Annotated in this window: 10 protein-coding genes, 17 tRNA genes and 2 rRNA genes; all 29 read right to left on the bottom strand. The window is 40.8% G+C overall.

From position 1 onward, the window contains the following. Window positions 1-86 precede the first annotated feature (86 nt). The 29 genes from purN to STRIC_RS09760 all read right to left on the bottom strand — a co-directional run bounded on the left by purN (window position 87) and on the right by STRIC_RS09760 (window position 17827). A complete protein-coding gene (purN, locus tag STRIC_RS09900; protein WP_008090165.1) occupies window positions 87-641 on the bottom strand; it encodes a phosphoribosylglycinamide formyltransferase in 555 nt (184 codons plus the stop codon). Beyond that, window positions 638-1657, bottom strand: coding sequence for a phosphoribosylformylglycinamidine cyclo-ligase (purM, locus tag STRIC_RS09895; protein ID WP_008089979.1), 1020 nt, complete (start codon window positions 1655-1657; stop codon window positions 638-640). Before purM ends, purN begins: the two co-directional genes overlap by 4 nt. Before the next feature lie 82 nt (window positions 1658-1739). After that, window positions 1740-3194, bottom strand: coding sequence for an amidophosphoribosyltransferase (gene purF / locus STRIC_RS09890; protein ID WP_008090386.1), 1455 nt, complete (start codon window positions 3192-3194; stop codon window positions 1740-1742). A gap of 120 nt (window positions 3195-3314) precedes the next feature. Further along, the gene (locus STRIC_RS09885; protein ID WP_040832449.1) at window positions 3315-7040 is read right to left on the bottom strand and encodes a phosphoribosylformylglycinamidine synthase; all 3726 of its coding nucleotides are present in this window, start codon (window positions 7038-7040) and stop codon (window positions 3315-3317) included. A 175-nt stretch (window positions 7041-7215) separates the two neighbouring features. Next, a complete protein-coding gene (gene purC, locus STRIC_RS09880) occupies window positions 7216-7923 on the bottom strand; it encodes a phosphoribosylaminoimidazolesuccinocarboxamide synthase (RefSeq protein ID WP_008089619.1) in 708 nt (235 codons plus the stop codon). Between the two features lie 147 nt (window positions 7924-8070). After that, window positions 8071-8319: a phosphopantetheine-binding protein gene (locus STRIC_RS09875; RefSeq protein WP_008089928.1), complete on the bottom strand. Its 249-nt coding sequence runs from the start codon at window positions 8317-8319 to the stop codon at window positions 8071-8073. Beyond that, window positions 8306-9319, bottom strand: coding sequence for a phosphate acyltransferase PlsX (plsX, locus tag STRIC_RS09870; RefSeq protein WP_008089775.1), 1014 nt, complete (start codon window positions 9317-9319; stop codon window positions 8306-8308). The genes STRIC_RS09875 and plsX overlap by 14 nt, the downstream gene beginning before the upstream one ends. Window positions 9320-9384: 65 nt before the next feature. Next, window positions 9385-10179 carry a DNA repair protein RecO gene (gene recO, locus STRIC_RS09865; protein WP_008090137.1) on the bottom strand — a complete coding sequence of 265 codons (795 nt, stop codon included), beginning with the start codon at window positions 10177-10179 and terminating at the stop codon, window positions 9385-9387. A 201-nt stretch (window positions 10180-10380) separates the two neighbouring features. After that, on the bottom strand, window positions 10381-11343 hold the full coding sequence (locus STRIC_RS09860; protein ID WP_008090013.1) for a ribose-phosphate diphosphokinase: 963 nt from the start codon (window positions 11341-11343) through the stop codon (window positions 10381-10383). A 161-nt stretch (window positions 11344-11504) separates the two neighbouring features. Further along, on the bottom strand, window positions 11505-12755 hold the full coding sequence (pcsB, locus tag STRIC_RS09855; protein WP_008090374.1) for a peptidoglycan hydrolase PcsB: 1251 nt from the start codon (window positions 12753-12755) through the stop codon (window positions 11505-11507). A 402-nt stretch (window positions 12756-13157) separates the two neighbouring features. Then, a tRNA-Ser gene (locus STRIC_RS09850) sits at window positions 13158-13245 on the bottom strand. A 4-nt stretch (window positions 13246-13249) separates the two neighbouring features. Beyond that, window positions 13250-13323, bottom strand: a tRNA-Ile gene (locus tag STRIC_RS09845). Window positions 13324-13355: 32 nt separating this feature from the next. Continuing rightward, a tRNA-Gly gene (locus tag STRIC_RS09840) sits at window positions 13356-13426 on the bottom strand. Window positions 13427-13435: 9 nt separating this feature from the next. Beyond that, window positions 13436-13508 (bottom strand) — tRNA-Phe (locus tag STRIC_RS09835). Between the two features lie 20 nt (window positions 13509-13528). Beyond that, window positions 13529-13602, bottom strand: a tRNA-Met gene (locus STRIC_RS09830). A 10-nt stretch (window positions 13603-13612) separates the two neighbouring features. Continuing rightward, window positions 13613-13702: transfer RNA gene (locus tag STRIC_RS09825), tRNA-Ser, on the bottom strand. A gap of 8 nt (window positions 13703-13710) precedes the next feature. Further along, window positions 13711-13784: transfer RNA gene (locus STRIC_RS09820), tRNA-Ile, on the bottom strand. Between the two features lie 21 nt (window positions 13785-13805). Then, window positions 13806-13879 (bottom strand) — tRNA-Met (locus tag STRIC_RS09815). A 5-nt stretch (window positions 13880-13884) separates the two neighbouring features. Beyond that, window positions 13885-13958, bottom strand: a tRNA-Pro gene (locus tag STRIC_RS09810). A gap of 6 nt (window positions 13959-13964) precedes the next feature. After that, window positions 13965-14038, bottom strand: a tRNA-Arg gene (locus STRIC_RS09805). Between the two features lie 15 nt (window positions 14039-14053). Further along, a tRNA-Leu gene (locus tag STRIC_RS09800) sits at window positions 14054-14138 on the bottom strand. Window positions 14139-14146: 8 nt separating this feature from the next. Next, a tRNA-Gly gene (locus STRIC_RS09795) sits at window positions 14147-14218 on the bottom strand. A 12-nt stretch (window positions 14219-14230) separates the two neighbouring features. After that, a tRNA-Thr gene (locus STRIC_RS09790) sits at window positions 14231-14303 on the bottom strand. Between the two features lie 10 nt (window positions 14304-14313). Further along, window positions 14314-14395: transfer RNA gene (locus STRIC_RS09785), tRNA-Leu, on the bottom strand. Between the two features lie 5 nt (window positions 14396-14400). Then, window positions 14401-14473, bottom strand: a tRNA-Lys gene (locus STRIC_RS09780). Window positions 14474-14543: 70 nt separating this feature from the next. After that, window positions 14544-14616 (bottom strand) — tRNA-Asp (locus STRIC_RS09775). A gap of 17 nt (window positions 14617-14633) precedes the next feature. After that, window positions 14634-14706, bottom strand: a tRNA-Val gene (locus STRIC_RS09770). 14 nt (window positions 14707-14720) lie between these two features. Then, window positions 14721-14836: ribosomal RNA gene (gene rrf / locus STRIC_RS09765) — 5S ribosomal RNA — on the bottom strand. Window positions 14837-14925: 89 nt separating this feature from the next. Continuing rightward, window positions 14926-17827: ribosomal RNA gene (locus STRIC_RS09760) — 23S ribosomal RNA — on the bottom strand. Window positions 17828-18004 lie beyond the last annotated feature (177 nt).

The raw sequence follows: 18004 nt of genomic DNA, 5'->3' as shown, positions 1-18004 counted from the left end.
TTGAAAATGTTTTGTGATACTTCTCTAAATGACAATCACTTCGATTTTATCATTAAAGATTAATAAGCTAATCTTTACTCTAGATACTATTTTTCTTCTACTCCAAGCTCACGAAGAACTTCTGGATAAAGTTGGTATTCAGTTTCGTGGATACGGGTTTCAAATGTCTCAATGGTATCCTCTGGTAAACGAGGCACTCGCACTTGTTTGATGATTTGCCCGGTATCAACACCACTATCCACCCAGTGAACAGTCACTCCAGATTGCGTCACGCCTGCTTGCCAGGCATCGTCAATACCATGAGCACCTGGAAACTCAGATAAATAAGCTGGATGAATATTGATTATCCTGCCCTCGTAAGCTTCCAGTAGAGTTGGACCAACAATTTTCATATAGCCAGCTAGACAAACCAAATCAATCTCATGCTCATCTAGCAGGGCCACAATAGCTTCTTCATAGGCGACCTTGCTTGTAAATTCTTTGAGTTCAAAGCTATAATTTGCCACGCCTAGCTTATCCGCTCGTTCTAAAGCATAAGCCTGTCTCTTATCCGTAAACAGTAAAGTTACGGGAAACTGCTCTGCAATGATCTGAAAATTTGACCCATTTCCAGAGGCAAATACCGCTATTTTTTTGCTCATTTGATGATAACACCCTTATCTTCTTTTGCAACGATACGTCCAATTTCATAAACAGGTTCATCCAAAAGTTCTTTAATGCGGTCAACATTTTCAGGTTTGACAGTCATCATGAGACCAATTCCCATATTAAAGATTTCAAACATTTCTTCATGCTTGATTTCTCCATATTTTTCAAGGGCTTTGAAAATAGGTAGAACTGGCACTTTGTCTTCTTCAATTTCAGCAGCCAAGTTATCTGCAAACATACGTGGAACGTTTTCTATGAAGCCACCACCGGTGATGTGTGCAATCCCGTTAACCAAGTTTTCCTTAACTAATGGCAGTACTGCTTTCACGTAAATGCGAGTTGGTTCTAAGAGAATGTCTTTCAATTTTTTGCCTTCCAACTCAGGAAGAACTTCATCACCACTATACTCCGCAAAAACACGACGTACAAGTGAATAACCATTAGAATGAATCCCACTTGATGCTAAGCCTAAAAGTACATCGCCTTCAGAAACTTTTGAACCATCTATAATTTGAGATTTCTCAGCAGCTCCGACTGCAAAGCCTGCCAAGTCATAGTCATCTTCGCCATACATACCTGGCATTTCAGCCGTTTCACCACCAATAAGGGCAGTACCTGCTTGAACACATCCTTCAGCGACACCTGCAACAACCTTTTCCAGTTTAGCAGGTTCATTTTTACCAGTCGCAATATAATCTAAGAAGTAAAGTGGTTCTGCACCTGCAGCAATGATATCATTGACACACATGGCTACACAGTCTTGACCAATTGTATCGTGCTTATCATATTTGATGGCTAACATAAGTTTGGTTCCAACACCATCTGTTCCAGAGATAAGGACTGGTTCTTTGACACCAGTTGCTGAAAGGTCAAACATTCCTCCAAAACCACCTATAGCACCCATCACACCCGCACGCTCTGTACGTGCTACATGTTTTTTGATGCGTTCAACTACTTCATAACCTGCTTCCACATCCACACCTGACTGTGCGTAAGCATTTTTTGACATATCTTTCCTCTTTCTTCTCCACAAAGGGCTAATTTTCACGCCCTCAAAAGCCTGTAACCTGTGGTTGCGTAATAACTAGCACCTATTTGACTTTTTCAATGTAAAAACTGGTCTCTTCTTCGAGACTACGAAGGTACTCTTCTTCGTAATCATAAAGAGGTGTTGGGTAATTACCATCAAAATAAGCCACACATAAACCACCATTTGGAACATCTGTTTGTAAACCAATAGCATCAATCATGCCTTCTAGTGACAAATAGGTTAAGCTGTCTGCTCCAATAATGTCACAGACCTCATCTACATTATGATTTGCCGAGATTAACTCGCGTCGGGTCTGAATATCAATTCCATAGAAGCATGGGTATTTGAGTTCAGGACTTCCTATAGCCACATGGACCTCTTTAGCTCCTGCTTCTCGAAGTAATTTGACAATACGTCTAGAAGTTGTCCCACGAACAATGGAATCATCAACCATGACCACCCGTTTGTCTTTAACCACCCCTGATACAGCAGATAACTTCATGCGGACACCTTGTTCTCGCAGTTCTTGTGTTGGTTGAATAAAGGTTCTTTGGGTGTATTGGTTTTTAACAAGTCCCATTTCATTAGGTAAACCCGATTCTTCTGCAAAGCCCATAGCTGCTGAAAGAGAGGAGTTAGGAACACCAACTACAATATCAGCTTCATGCTTGAATTCTTGTGCCAAGCGTTTACCCATTTGTTTACGTGCTGTGTGAACATTCACACCATAAATCGTCGAATCAGGACGCGCAAAATAAACGTATTCCATTGAACAAATAGCCAGTTGTGTGTCCTGTGTATAGTGATCATAAGTAATTCCTTGATCATCAATAATAATCATCTCACCTGGCAACACATCACGAACCCATTTCGCACCAATCACTTCAAAGGCACAAGTCTCACTAGATACTACCCATGCACCATTCTTCATCTGCCCCAAAGATAAGGGTCTAAAACCATTAGGATCTAAAGCAGCAATCAATTTATCTTCGGTCATCAGTAAATAAGCAAAACCACCTTTGACTGTGTTCAAAGCCTCTTTTACCTTACCTAAGAATTCAGGATGATGACTACAACGAATCAAATGCATCAAAATTTCCGTATCCGAAGACGCATTAAAGATAGCACCATCACGTTCCAATTCTTTTTTTAAAGAAATGGCGTTGGTTAAATTACCATTATGACAAAGGCCAAATTGAGCCTCTGTAAACTGATATAAGAAAGGTTGAATATTATTGATAGATGCTGTTCCAGCTGTTGCATATCGAACATGTCCAATAGCAGCTTGACCTGTCAACTTATCCAGATTATTCTGATCCTTAAAAACCTCAGATAATAAGCCTGTATCACGATGCTGATGAAGCAATCCATTATCATTTGAAATAATCCCCGCACCTTCTTGACCGCGATGCTGAAGACTATGTAAACCAAAATAAGTGACTTGAGCGGCATGAGGATGTCCCCAAATACCAAAGACACCACACTCTTCATTAAGAGATTTTACTTCATATGTCATTTTTACCTCTATACAAAAGGGTTAAACCCTTTACTTTATCTAAAAAGGGAAAACTTAGACAGTTTCATACCTGCTAATTTGACCTCATTTTTTCAATTTATTCTTTTTTAAAAGTCTTTCTTACTTACCTGTAAAATAGGCCACAGCTGAGGCAAACAATCCTTGATCCTTTTGACCAGGAATATTTTGGAAAAGACCTGCTTCAAATCGTTCAGAATGTCCCATCTTACCAATAATTTGACCATTAGAACTGATAATTCCTTCAATAGCATGAAGAGATCCATTGGGGTTAAATCGAGAATCCATGCTAGGTTTCCCATCGAAATCAACATATTGACTGAAAATTTGGCCATTATCACGTAATTGACAAAATTCCGCTTCAGTGACTACAAATTTCCCTTCACCATGTGATACTGGAATGGCATGAATATCACCTACCTGAACACCTGCCAACCATGGTGAATTGGTGTTTGCAATACGTGTTTCAACCATTTTAGCCACGTGTTGGTTGGCATCGTTGTAGAAAAGTGTTGGGCTAGTAGCAGCCGCTTCTGCAAAATTACCATAAGGAAGCAGACCGGACTTAACCAAAGCTTGGAAGCCATTACAGATACCAATGATCAAACCACCTTTTTCAATAAAGGCATCAATAGCTGCACGAACCTTATTATTGAGTAAGATATTGACGATAAATTTAGCCGAGCCATCTGGTTCGTCAGCTGCTGAGAAGCCACCTGCAAAGAAAATAATATTTGCTTTGGCTATATTAGCAACCATTGTGCTAACAGATTCTTCAATAGCTTTTTCATCTAAGGTCACAAAAGGAATCATATTAACTAAGGCACCAGCTTGCTCAAAGGCCTTAGCAGAATCGTATTCAGAATTAGTGCCCGGAAAAACAGGAATGTAAACCACAGGTTTGTCAATGGTCTCATTCGATTTAATAAGGTCGTTTGACATCACAGAAGGAACTTCTTCAAGTGTTTGTGTTTGTTCAAAAACAGTAGGATAGATATCTTCTAAAGTGCCCTCAAACGCCTTCAATAATGTATCACCAGATAGACTAATCCCATTTACAACTAAATTAAAATCAGAGCTAGTTTGACCAATCTTAATAGCTTCTGGAATCTCTTCTTTAGAAGTGATTAAAAAGCCACCTAACTGAGCTGACAAACTCGTCGACAATTCTGGAATATCTACGACTGCTCCGATATGATTACCAAAAGTGGCTAAAGAAAGACCTTCTAATAGTCCACCATACTTCAAAGCAGAAGCAGAAGAAATTTGATAGTTATCTTGAATCAGAGAAAGTGTTTTTAGATTTGATGTTATTAAGTCAAAATCAATCGTTTCTGAAATCAACTGTCCTGGCAAGTAATAAATAAAGTCACAAGCTTCTTTAAATTCTGGAGATAAAACCTTGTTCACGTCAGCTGTCGTCACACCAAAAGCTACCAGAGTCGGTGGTACAGTCAATTCTTCAAAGGTACCAGACATGGAGTCTTTACCCCCAATAGATGGTAAACCAAGCTGCACTTGTGCCTCAATAGAACCAAGTAATGCTGCTACTGGTTGTCCAAAACGCTCTGCCATTTTATCCATACGTTGGAAATATTCCTGATAGGAAAAGCGAGCTTGTGACCACTTCGATCCTGTTGCCGCTAGACGAGCTGTTGCTTCAATGACCGCATAAGCAGCCCCATGATAAGGAGACCATTCTGCCAAATAAGGGTGATAACCTTGTGCCATAACAGAGGCTGTATTTGTTACACCATCTTGAACAGGCAGTTTTTGAACAGAGCTTTCTGTTGGTGTTAATTGATAACGGCCTCCAATAGGATGATTAACAGTTGATCGACCAACAGAACTATCAAAAATCGTTTGCAAGCCTTTTTGACTTGTATGATTAAGATCTGATAAGAGAGCTATCGTGTCTTTTTCTAAAGTCTCAATGGATGTTGTTTTTTGCTCAAAAGCTTCTAATGCACTATCAACAACCTTAGCATCAACTACCACGCGCACACCGTTGGTATCTAAGAAAAAACGTTCAATATCAACAATGGTTTGACCATTCCAAGTCATTACCAAGTTTGGTTTCTCAGTTACTTGAGCAACCGTTACTGCTTCTATATTTTCTTTAGCACATTCTGCAATAAAGAGATCTGCATCTTCAGGACGTACCACTACTGCCATCCGTTCTTGTGATTCTGAAATAGCAATTTCTGTTCCATTTAATCCTTGGTACTTCAATGGAATTTCATCTAAATCAATTTCCAGTCCGTCAGCTAATTCACCGATGGCAACACAAACACCACCAGCACCAAAGTCGTTGGATTTCTTGATTAAACGCGTAACATGACTATTGCGGAAGAGGCGTTGAATTTTACGTTCTTCAATAGCATTCCCTTTTTGCACTTCTGCACCAGCTGTTTCAACTGATTCAACAGTTTGCACTTTGGAAGAACCAGTTGCTCCACCAACTCCGTCTCGACCTGTCTTCCCACCTAGTAGGATAACCACATCGCCAGCTACTGGTTTTTCACGGACAACATTTTCCTTAGGAGCAGCCCCAACAACAGCACCAAGCTCCATGCGTTTAGCCACAAAACCTGGATGGAAGTATTCTTTAACATAAGTTGTTGCTAAACCAATTTGGTTTCCATATGAAGAATAGCCGTGCGCCGCTGTTTTTGAGATGACTTGCTGCGGTAATTTACCTTTACGAGTTTCCGCAATTGGCATCGTAATGTCGCCTGCGCCTGAAATACGCATAGCTTGATAAACATATGAGCGACCAGATAATGGGTCACGAATGGCACCACCAATACAGGTTGCTGCACCACCAAATGGTTCAATCTCTGTTGGGTGGTTATGAGTTTCGTTTTTGAACATGAGTAACCACGGTTCTTTGACACCATTGACATCCACTTCAATTTCAACAGAGCAAGCATTGATTTCATCTGATACTTCCATATCATCTAGGCGCCCATTAGCACGCTCATAACGGCCAAAGATTGTAGCCATATCCATAAGGGTCTGTGGTTTGTCAGAGCGTCCTAATTCGTTACGCATAGCGATGTACTTATCATAAGTCGCTTGTAATTGTTTTTGGAATTTAGATTCTGAAAAATCGATAGCCTTTAATTCCGTTTCAAAAGTCGTGTGACGACAGTGATCAGACCAGTAAGTATCTAGCACCTTCAATTCCGTCTCGGTAGGTACGCGACCAATTGACTTGAAATAACCTTGAATAAACAATAAGTTTTCGACTTCCATAGCTAATCCTTGCTCGGTCTTATAGCGTGCAAAATCTTCTGCTACATAAGTATTGAAAATATCAAGTGTTGGAATTCTACGCTCTGATTCTGACAAAGTATGTCTAGCAATTCCGACTGTTACATCTTTAAAACGTGAATCAACAGGATTCAATAGATAGCCCTTAATGGCTTCTAGCTCACTTTGATTGATGTCTTTATTGACCAAATAAAGTTGTGCCGTCAAAACAGATACGTCCGATGAACTGCCAAGAAGTAGTAGGGCTTCTTGAGAGCTAGCTGCACGCTGATCAAACTGGCCAGGTAAGGCTTCAATAGCAAAAAACACTGCCTCCTCTAGTTCTGAAAAGAGTCGTTCTTCACTTAAAAGCTCGTCCGTTACTTGTTCCGAAAAAATATGTTCTTGAGCAGCCTCAAATAAAGCTTCTTCTAAATTGAAAACATCATAAACTTGAATCATACGCAAATGACTCAATGTTTTTAGTTGCAAATTTTGGCTTAATTCTTTAAGTAATGATTGAGCTTTTACCTGAAAATCAGCTTTTTTCTCAACAAAAATACGTTTATCCATTTCTAAGATACCAAATCCGACAAGGAAGCAACAAAAAAATAGATAACCCACTAAAATCTTGATTTCAGTAGAAGCAACTCCCATTTTTTGTTTTCAATTGGAAATCTCAAAAAATGTCTCATCAGATTCTTTGAGCTTCCCAAGCTTCCCAGTCGGGTTCATTTCCTTCCTTGTCTTATTTTAATCCCTGCAGTTTTTCAAGTACCACCTTATAGACATCCGTCAAGCTACCAAGGTCACGACGAAAAACATCTTTGTCCATATGATTTCCTTTTTCATCCCAAAGTCGACAGTTATCAGGTGAAAATTCATCAGCTAAAATGAGATGGCCTTCTGCGTCCAAACCAAACTCCAGCTTAAAATCAATTAATTGAAGTCCAATCTGTTCAAACCAAGATTTTAAATGCTTATTAATCGTTAGTGTTTCTTCTTTGATATCAGCAATTTGTTCATCAGTTGCGATTTTTAGATAAATCACGTGTTCATCGTTAATGAAAGGGTCATCTAAGTCATCATTTTTATAATAAAATTCAATAATTGGCTTTTCTAATAGAGCACCTTCTGCTATTCCAAATCTTTTAGCGAAAGAACCTGCCGCAACGTTACGTAAAACGACTTCTAAAGGAATGATGCTTACTTTTTTATTTAATTGCTCGGTATCTGATACCTGTTTAATAAAATGAGTTGCAATACCAACCTTATTTAATTTTTCAAAAATAAGTGATGAAATCTGATTATTTAACGCTCCTTTTCCACTAATAGACTCCTTGCGAGCACCATTTAACATAGTAGCTTGGTCTTTATAAACGGATAAAATAACCCCTTCATCTTCTGTCTGATAAATATCTTTTGCTTTCCCTGAATAAATAAGGTTGTTTGACATTTTAAGGTTCGCCTTTCTCGACTTTTTTTATTAAAGAATAACATATAAATGCTCTTTATTCAACTTTTTGTTTACATTGTTATTAAAAAAAATATTATAGTTCGTTTTTTGTAACAAAAAAAGAGCTTTCGCTCTCTCTTTATTGATTTATTGTTTTTCTAAACGATTAGTCAAATAATCTAGCATATCACCCATAGAAACCATGTGATCTACCGCTTCATCTGGAATTTCGATATTAAATTCATCTTCGATATTAATCACGAACTCAACCAATTCAATAGAATCAACCCCTAGATCATCCTTTAAATTAGTATCCTCAGTAATCGTAAAATCAATTGTGTCTTTTTGCTTACTGATGAGGGTAATGATTCTTTCTAAAATATCATTTCGTGTCATCTTCCTTTTCCTCCTTAGAAAATACGTCAACTAATTGTCCAACAACATTGGTATCCAACATAGTACGTATTTGTTTAATCGTATGAAAAATAGCTTTAGCATCACTCGAACCATGTGATTTCACAACAGGAGCTTTAAGTCCAAACAAAACAGCTCCTCCTGCACTTGAGTAGTCCAAAGAATCTTTCAAATGATATAAACTATCTTTTAAGAAAAGAGCTCCAATTTTGGCTTTAATACCACCAGAAGTCACTGCCTCTTTTAATTGTCCCATTATACTAATAGCAGTTCCTTCGATAGCTTTTAATACCGCGTTTCCTGTGAAACCATCCGCAACCAAAACATCCACCACTCCAGACATCAAATCACGCGCTTCCACATTTCCTACAAAGTCAATACTGTCATCAGCTGCTAACAAGTCGTAAGTTTCCTTACGAAGAGAGTCTCCTTTAGTAGACTCGGTACCATTATTAAGTAATCCCACACGAGGACGTTCGATACCTCTTACATTTTTAGCATAAAAAGACCCTAAAATAGCATATTGATGAAGGTGAGAAGCCGTATTTTCAGCATTTGCACCTAAATCCAACATATCAAAACCCTTACCATCTATTGTCGGTAAAGTTGACATTAAACCAGGCCGATCTATCTCTTTAATACGACCAACTACAAAAAGTCCTGCTGCTAAAAGGGCACCCGTATTTCCGGCAGATAAAACAGCTTGAGCTTGTCCATCTTTAACAGCTTTGGCTGCCAAGACCATCGAAGCATTCTTTTTACGACGAATAGCTTTTGCAGGTTCATCATCTGAATTGATTTTTTCATCCGTATGACTAATAGAAACACGATCAGAAGCAATCAGATAAGGTTTGATCTTTTCTTGATCACCATAAAGTTGAATTTCGATATCTGAGAAAGCTTTGATCGCCTGATTGACACCTTCAATAATAGCCTGAGGGGCATTGTCTCCACCCATAGCATCTATTGCAATTTTCTTCATTTTTGCTCCTTTACGTCTACTCTTCTCTACTGAAAATAGTGACTCTATTATAGCATATTCTAACATCATTTCCCATCTCGACTAGTCTCCTTTGATTTATCTGATTTTTTCATAATATTTCCCCAAGATTCTAGTTCATCAATAAATTTTTTACTTTTCAGTCTTATACCAACATAATCATCATAAATAGCATCAATAAACTGACGAAGTTTTTGTTTCATTTCTGGTTTTAAGGAAATGCGTTTCAAGTCATCAAAATCTAAATTTTGAAAACGATCCAAAAGATAAAGAACATTGGGATCTAAATGATAGCGACGCTCATCTTCATGATAATGTTGTGGACAAAGAACACCTGAATAGCGATGAGAAAAATCAAAAGGAAGACCTGCCCGATGACAAAAAACACAATTATGAAAGTTTAACTGGACTCCAAAACGCTCTAAAAGTTGAATTTCAAAAATATTAGTTAAGATTTCATAATCTAAGCCTTCTTCCATTAAATCAAGTGTCTTTTTTAAAAAAGCAAATAAATGAGGATCTGGTTCGTTATCAGCAATAGCGACATCCACAAGTGCTAAAAGATAAGTTGCATAAGCCAATCGAAAAATGTCTTCATTGATATGACGATAAGTCTCTGCCTGACTATAATCTTCAATATAGGAAAGACCTGTATCGCTCAGCTTAAGAATGAATTCTGCCGCCCTCAAGGGTTGAACAACAGATGCTAATTTAGAACGACTAATCTGCTTGACAAAAAACATCCGTTTACCAGCAACTTCTGTAAATAGTTTAACTAATTTATCATCTTCACGGTAATTTTTATTATATAGTACAATACCAAATGATTCTTTCGTTTGCATATTTCTCCATCATTCTTTAACTAAGATTTCCACACTGAAAAAATGAGTTTCCACAACTTATCCACAGTTTAGCAAGTCAACTATTATTATACACAAACTACTCATAATTTGCAGATAGTTGATAAACAAAAAAGAAAAACCTAGGATCTAGGCTCTGTTAATAACACTTATCAACAGTTACCTAGACCTTAGGTCAATTCCTTATTTTCCCATTTCAAATAAAGGAGATAGTGGACGTTTTTCATGAATACGAATAATAGCTTCAGCAATTAAATCAGCAATCGAAATTTGTTCAATTTTATCAATTAAACGTTCTTCTGGTAAATAAATTGTATCTAAAACAATTAATTTTTCAATAGCAGAATTTTGGATATTATCCAGAGCTGGACCAGAAAGCACTGGGTGTGTACATGAAGCATATACAGCTGTTGCACCTGCTTCAGCCAAAGCATCTGCCGCATGGCAAATAGTACCAGCAGTATCAATCATATCATCAATCAAGATACATTTTTTACCTTCTACATTACCAATAATGTTCATCACTTCGCTAGTGTTCATTTTATCAACACTACGACGTTTATCAATAATTGCGATTGGTGTTTGGAGGCATTGCGCTAACTTACGAGCACGAGTGACACCACCATGGTCTGGACTCACCACAACAACATCTTCACCAACAAGCCCATGACGATCAAAGTAATCAGCAATTAATGGAGCACCCATTAAATGATCTACTGGAATGTCAAAGAAACCTTGAATTTGTGCAGCATGCAAATCAACGGTTAAGAGACGATCAACTCCAGCAACTTCTAACATATTAGCGACTAGCTTAGATGTAATTGGCTCACGAGAACGCGCCTTACGGTCTTGACGAGCATAGCCGTAATAAGGCATCACGACAGATATTTTTTCAGCGCTAGCACGTTTTAAAGCATCAACCATAATCAAGATTTCCATCAAGTTATCATTAACTGGAGAGCTTGTAGATTGTAAAATAAAAACATGATGCCCACGAATCGATTCCTCGATATTGACTTGAATTTCACCATCTGAAAATTGGCGCACAGTAGACTTACCAAGTTGAATACCCATAGCAGAAGCAACTTTTTCTGCTAACTCTTTGTTCGACGAAAGTGCAAACAATTTTAAATCAGAATAAGACATTTTTTCCTCCAAAGTTTTAATCCTATACCATTTTAACGTTTTTTAAACAAATTATCAAATGAAATTAAAAATGACACTAGAAAGAACCTCAATTACACTCTTCTTCTTTTAAAAAAATAAATAAAAAAACTAGAACAAAAATGTTCTAGTTTAAGATATTATTAGCGTGGATAGATAAATACAACACCAGATGGGTTAAACCAACCACGGTGGTCAGCAACATACTGACATCCGTTGAAGTTTGATTCCATAACGCGGATGTTTGATGCACTTTGTACTTCAACAACTACAGCTACGTGACCATAGCCTCCATCGTTCCAAACTGCAATTGCTCCCGCCATAGGTGTTGAAGCAACTGAGAAGCCCGCTGCTTGAGCGCTATAAGCCCATTGTCCACCATTACCCCAGTTATTTCCTGCCCAAGGAGCTAATGATTTAGCACCCCAAGTACATTGTCCTACAGGATAAGTATTATTAGCACTATAGGTCACTTGTGGACGAGCCACTGGTGTCGCCATAACAGGAGCTGGTGCTACTTTCGCCGCTGGTGCAGTAATTGGAGCAGGTGTAGATGGATCTGATTGTTGAGCTACTGGTGCTGCTGTTACAGCTTCAGAAACTGGTGTAGCAACTGGAGCTACCACTGTAGCTTTTGCTGCCTCAACGGATGACGCTTGTTGAGCAGCTTGCTCTTTTGCCTTAGCTTTTGCTGCTTGTTCTTGTGCCAAAGCTTCAGCAGCTGCTTTTTCAGCCGCTTCTTTTTGAGCTACCAAATTAGCCTTATCTTCAGTAGCGGATGCTAATTGAAGAGCTAAAGTAGCAGTTGCTGCTTCTAAATTAGCTTGTTGAGTACGTAAAGTATTTTGATTTTCTTCAATCATTGCAACATTAGCTGCAATTGTATTGATAGCATCTTGGTTAGCTGCTTGTTTTTCTTCAAGGGAAACTTTATCAGCTTTTTGTTTTTCTAACATTTTGGTATTAGCAGAAACGGCTCTGTTAATAGCTACTAAACGAGAGACAACATCAGAAATTGATTTAGAATTCAAAAGTGCATTAATGTAACCTGAAGTTTCATTGTTTTTATAAGCACTACGCGCTTGATTCTTTAATTTTTCATTACGAGCAATAATTTGGCTTGTAAGAGCTTGAATTTCTTGTTCAAATTGTCTTGAAAGTTCTTCAAGTTCTGTGTTTCTTGCTGCCAATTTATCTTGTTCTGATTGTAGTGAACTAACTTGTGCTTGCAATGCCACAACTTGGTTACGAGTCGCTTGTTGTTCGGCATTAAGAGATGAAATAGTTGATTCTGCTGCTGCAATTTTAGAATCTATTTCATTAGCTCCTACTGTTGTTGCTGCTCCAAGGGTTACACCACTTACAAGAACTGCTGATAAAATTCTTTTTTTCATAATAAAAAAACTACTCCTTTTCGATAAGACATCTTATATTTTACCAAAAAAAGAAGCAAGTAATGTTACGCAATTGTTACAGTTATGTGTAATAAATAATAAAAAAAGGGAATTAAGCTAAACTTTCCCAAGTTCAATAAAAAGTACTTATTAACATGTGGATAAATTGTAAAATCCCCTTGGCGGTTAATTACTTAAAAACATTAAACAGATTCCTATCGTATGATATCAGAAGTTTTTAAACGTCATTGTCTTTTGACAGCTTAGATCAAACTAAATTAAAACACATCAGTTAGTTATAAAAATACCTAACCCCGAAATATATGCATAATATTATATGAGACATGATCAGAATAGAACATTAAAAAAAGACCATTCAAGATCATCTTTTTTCATATTATACGGAGAATAAGGGATTCGAACCCTTGCGCCAGTTACCCGACCTAACGATTTAGCAAACCGTCCTCTTCAACCTCTTGAGTAATTCTCCAAAATGGGCACGAGTGGACTCGAACCACCGACCTCACGCTTATCAGGCGTGCGCTCTAACCACCTGAGCTACGCGCCCAAGCTTAAATATATAGCTTGGGAAAACTATAAAGCGGGTGACGAGAATCGAACTCGCGACAACAGCTTGGAAGGCTGTAGTTTTACCACTAAACTACACCCGCAATATAATATGGCGCGAGACGGAATCGAACCGCCGACACATGGAGCTTCAATCCATTGCTCTACCAACTGAGCTACCGAGCCAACTACATAAATCTTATGTATTGCGGGAGCAGGATTTGAACCTACGACCTTCGGGTTATGAGCCCGACGAGCTACCTAACTGCTCCATCCCGCGTTATTTTTAAAGGAGGATGTGGGATTCGAACCCACGCACGCTTTTACACGCCTGACGGTTTTCAAGACCGTTCCCTTCAGCCGGACTTGGGTAATCCTCCAAATGATATGGACCTTGTAGGACTCGAACCTACGACCGCTCGGTTATGAGCCGAGTGCTCTAACCAGTTGAGCTAAAGGTCCAAAGTCATCCATAAAAACAAATAGCGGCGAAGGGGATCGAACCCCCGACCTCCCGGGTATGAACCGGACGCTCTAGCCAGCTGAGCTACACCGCCATCAATCGGGAAGACAGGATTCGAACCTGCGACACCTTGGTCCCAAACCAAGTACTCTACCAAGCTGAGCTACTTCCCGAACTGATGCACCCTAGAGGAGTCGAACCTCTAACCGCCTGATTCGTAGTCAGGTACTCTATCCAGTTGAGCTAAGGGTGCTCTATATTAAATTAATGCCGAGGACCGGAATCGAACCGGTACGATGTGAACCATCGCAGGATTTTAAGTCCTGTGCGTCTGCCAGTTCCGCCACCCCGGCTCCTCAAAAGCGAACGACGGGATTCGAACCCGCGACCCCCACCTTGGCAAGGTGGTGTTCTACCACTGAACTACGTTCGCAACTTTTTTCAATGCCGGCTACATGACTTGAACACGCGACCCTCTGATTACAAATCAGATGCTCTACCAACTGAGCTAAGCCGGCTAATCTTTTATGCGGGTTAAGGGACTTGAACCCCCACGCCGTTAAGCGCCAGATCCTAAATCTGGTGCGTCTGCCAATTCCGCCAAACCCGCCTATATGACCCGTACTGGGCTCGAACCAGTGACCCATTGATTAAAAGTCAATTGCTCTACCAACTGAGCTAACGAGTCTTTTTGTTGAAACTGCTACAACTTTACTTGCTTCATCTCCAACTTAAAATAGTCCATTGGACTATTTTGACGGTCCCGACGGGAATCGAACCCGCGATCTTCGCCGTGACAGGGCGACGTGATAACCGCTACACTACGGGACCTGTATCTTTTAATACTATGGGAGTTAACGGGATCGAACCGCTGACCCTCTGCTTGTAAGGCAGATGCTCTCCCAGCTGAGCTAAACTCCCATTGAGTGGTATAAGCTAAGCGACTACCATATCTAACAGGGGGCAACCCCCAACTACTTCAGGCGTTCTAGGGCTTAACTGCTGTGTTCGGCATGGGTACAGGTGTATCTCCTAGGCTATCGTCACTTAACTCTTTTGGGCACTACTTGTGTAGTCCACTCAAAATTGAATATCTATATTCTATCAAGAAACCGCCTCGCTGTCAATATTGACTTCGGTTTGGATAAGTCCTCGAGCTATTAGTATTAGTCCGCTACATGTGTCACCACACTTCCACTTCTAACCTATCTACCTGATCATCTCTCAGGGCTCTTACTGATATAAAATCATGGGAAATCTCATCTTGAGGGGGGCTTCGCACTTAGATGCTTTCAGCGCTTATCCCTTCCCTACATAGCTATCCAGCGATGCCTTTGGCAAGACAACTGGTACACCAGCGGTAAGTCCACTCTGGTCCTCTCGTACTAGGAGCAGATCCTCTCAAATTTCCTACGCCCGCGACGGATAGGGACCGAACTGTCTCACGACGTTCTGAACCCAGCTCGCGTGCCGCTTTAATGGGCGAACAGCCCAACCCTTGGGACCGACTACAGCCCCAGGATGCGACGAGCCGACATCGAGGTGCCAAACCTCCCCGTCGATGTGAACTCTTGGGGGAGATAAGCCTGTTATCCCCAGGGTAGCTTTTATCCGTTGAGCGATGGCCCTTCCATACGGTACCACCGGATCACTAAGCCCGACTTTCGTCCCTGCTCGAGTTGTAGCTCTCGCAGTCAAGCTCCCTTATACCTTTACACTCTGCGACTGATTTCCAACCAGTCTGAGGGAACCTTTGGGCGCCTCCGTTACTCTTTAGGAGGCGACCGCCCCAGTCAAACTGCCCGTCAGACACTGTCTCCGATAGGGATCACCTATCTGGGTTAGAGTAGCCATAACACAAGGGTAGTATCCCAACATCGCCTCAAACGAAACTGGCGTCCCGTCTTCAATGGCTCCTACCTATCCTGTACATGTGGTACAGATACTCAATATCAAACTGCAGTAAAGCTCCATGGGGTCTTTCCGTCCTGTCGCGGGTAACCTGCATCTTCACAGGTACTAAAATTTCACCGAGTCTCTCGTTGAGACAGTGCCCAAATCATTACGCCTTTCGTGCGGGTCGGAACTTACCCGACAAGGAATTTCGCTACCTTAGGACCGTTATAGTTACGGCCGCCGTTTACTGGGGCTTCAATTCATACCTTCGCTTACGCTAAGCACTCCTCTTAACCTTCCAGCACCGGGCAGGCGTCACCCCCTATACATCATCTTACGATTTAGCAGAGAGCTGTGTTTTTGATAAACAGTTGCTTGGGCCTATTCACTGCGGCTGACCTAAGTCAGCACCCCTTCTCCCGAAGTTACGGGGTCATTTTGCCGAGTTCCTTAACGAGAGTTCTCTCGATCACCTGAGGCTACTCGCCTCGACTACCTGTGTCGGTTTGCGGTACGGGTAGTGTATAGTTAAACGCTAGAAGCTTTTCTTGGCAGTGTGACATCACTAACTTCGCTACTTAACTTCGCTCCCCATCACAGCTCAATGTATTAGATATAAGCATTTGACTCATATCACACCTCACTGCTTAGACGTGCTCTTCCATTCGCACGCTTTAGTTAGCCTTCTGCGTCCCTCCATCACTATATACACTAGTACAGGAATATCAACCTGTTGGCCATCGGATACACCTTTCGGTCTCTCCTTAGGTCCCGACTAACCCAGGGCGGACGAGCCTTCCCCTGGAAACCTTAGTCTTACGGTGGACAGGATTCTCACCTGTCTTTCGCTACTCATACCGGCATTCTCACTTCTATGCGTTCCAGCGCTCCTCACGGTACACCTTCTTCACACATAGAACGCTCTCCTACCATTACCTCTAAAGGTAATCCACAGCTTCGGTAATATGTTTTAGCCCCGGTACATTTTCGGCGCAGGGTCACTCGACTAGTGAGCTATTACGCACTCTTTGAATGAATAGCTGCTTCTAAGCTAACATCCTAGTTGTCTGTGCAACCCCACATCCTTTTCCACTTAACATATATTTTGGGACCTTAGCTGGTGGTCTGGGCTGTTTCCCTTTCGACTACGGATCTTAGCACTCGCAGTCTGACTGCCGATTATATCTCGTTGGCATTCGGAGTTTATCTGAGATTGGTAATCCGAGATGGACCCCTCACCCAAACAGTGCTCTACCTCCAAGAGACTTAACATCGACGCTAGCCCTAAAGCTATTTCGGAGAGAACCAGCTATCTCCAAGTTCGTTTGGAATTTCTCCGCTACCCACAAGTCATCCAAGCACTTTTCAACGTGCCCTGGTTCGGTCCTCCAGTGCGTCTTACCGCACCTTCAACCTGCTCATGGGTAGGTCACATGGTTTCGGGTCTACATCATGATACTAAAGCGCCCTATTAAGACTCGGTTTCCCTACGGCTCCGTCTCTTCAACTTAACCTCGCATCATAACGTAACTCGCCGGTTCATTCTACAAAAGGCACGCTCTCACCCATTAACGGGCTCGAACTTGTTGTAGGCACACGGTTTCAGGTTCTATTTCACTCCCCTCCCGGGGTGCTTTTCACCTTTCCCTCACGGTACTGGTTCACTATCGGTCACTAGAGAGTATTTAGGGTTGGAGATGGTCCTCCCAGATTCCGACGAGATTTCGCGTGTCTCGCCGTACTCAGGATACTGCTAGGGCTCAAAACGATTTTAAATACGAGGCTGTTACTCTCTTTGGCTTACCTTCCCAGGTAATTCTTCTATCATTTTAAAGTCCCACGTCGCAGTCCTACAACCCCGAGGAGTAAACTCCTCGGTTTGCCCTCCTGCCGTTTCGCTCGCCGCTACTAAGGCAATCGCGTTTGCTTTCTCTTCCTGCAGCTACTTAGATGTTTCAGTTCACTGCGTCTTCCTTCTCATGACCTTAACAGTCATGGATGACATGCATTACATGCCGGGTTCCCCCATTCGGACATCTCTGGATCAGCGCTTACTTACAGCTCCCCAAAGCATTTCGTCGTTTGTCACGTCCTTCTTCGGCTTCTAGTGCCAAGGCATCCACCGTGCGCCCTTATTAACTTAACCTTATTTTTGGTCTTGCGACCTAAACTCATTAAATACTTACAGCGTTTTCGGTTTATTTCTTGTTACTTTTCTACAATCATTTCTGATCGTGGAATTTGATATAGATATTCAATTTTCAATGGACTATAGATAAAACAGAAACTTGAGTTGAACTCCAGACTAACTTCTTAGGAAAAT

Source organism: Streptococcus ictaluri 707-05 (genome assembly GCF_000188015.2).
In the GTDB taxonomy this organism is placed as follows: Bacteria; Bacillota; Bacilli; order Lactobacillales; family Streptococcaceae; genus Streptococcus; species Streptococcus ictaluri.
The sequence above is the reverse complement of the archived record's forward strand: the minus strand, read 5'-3'. Positions and strand labels throughout refer to the sequence as shown.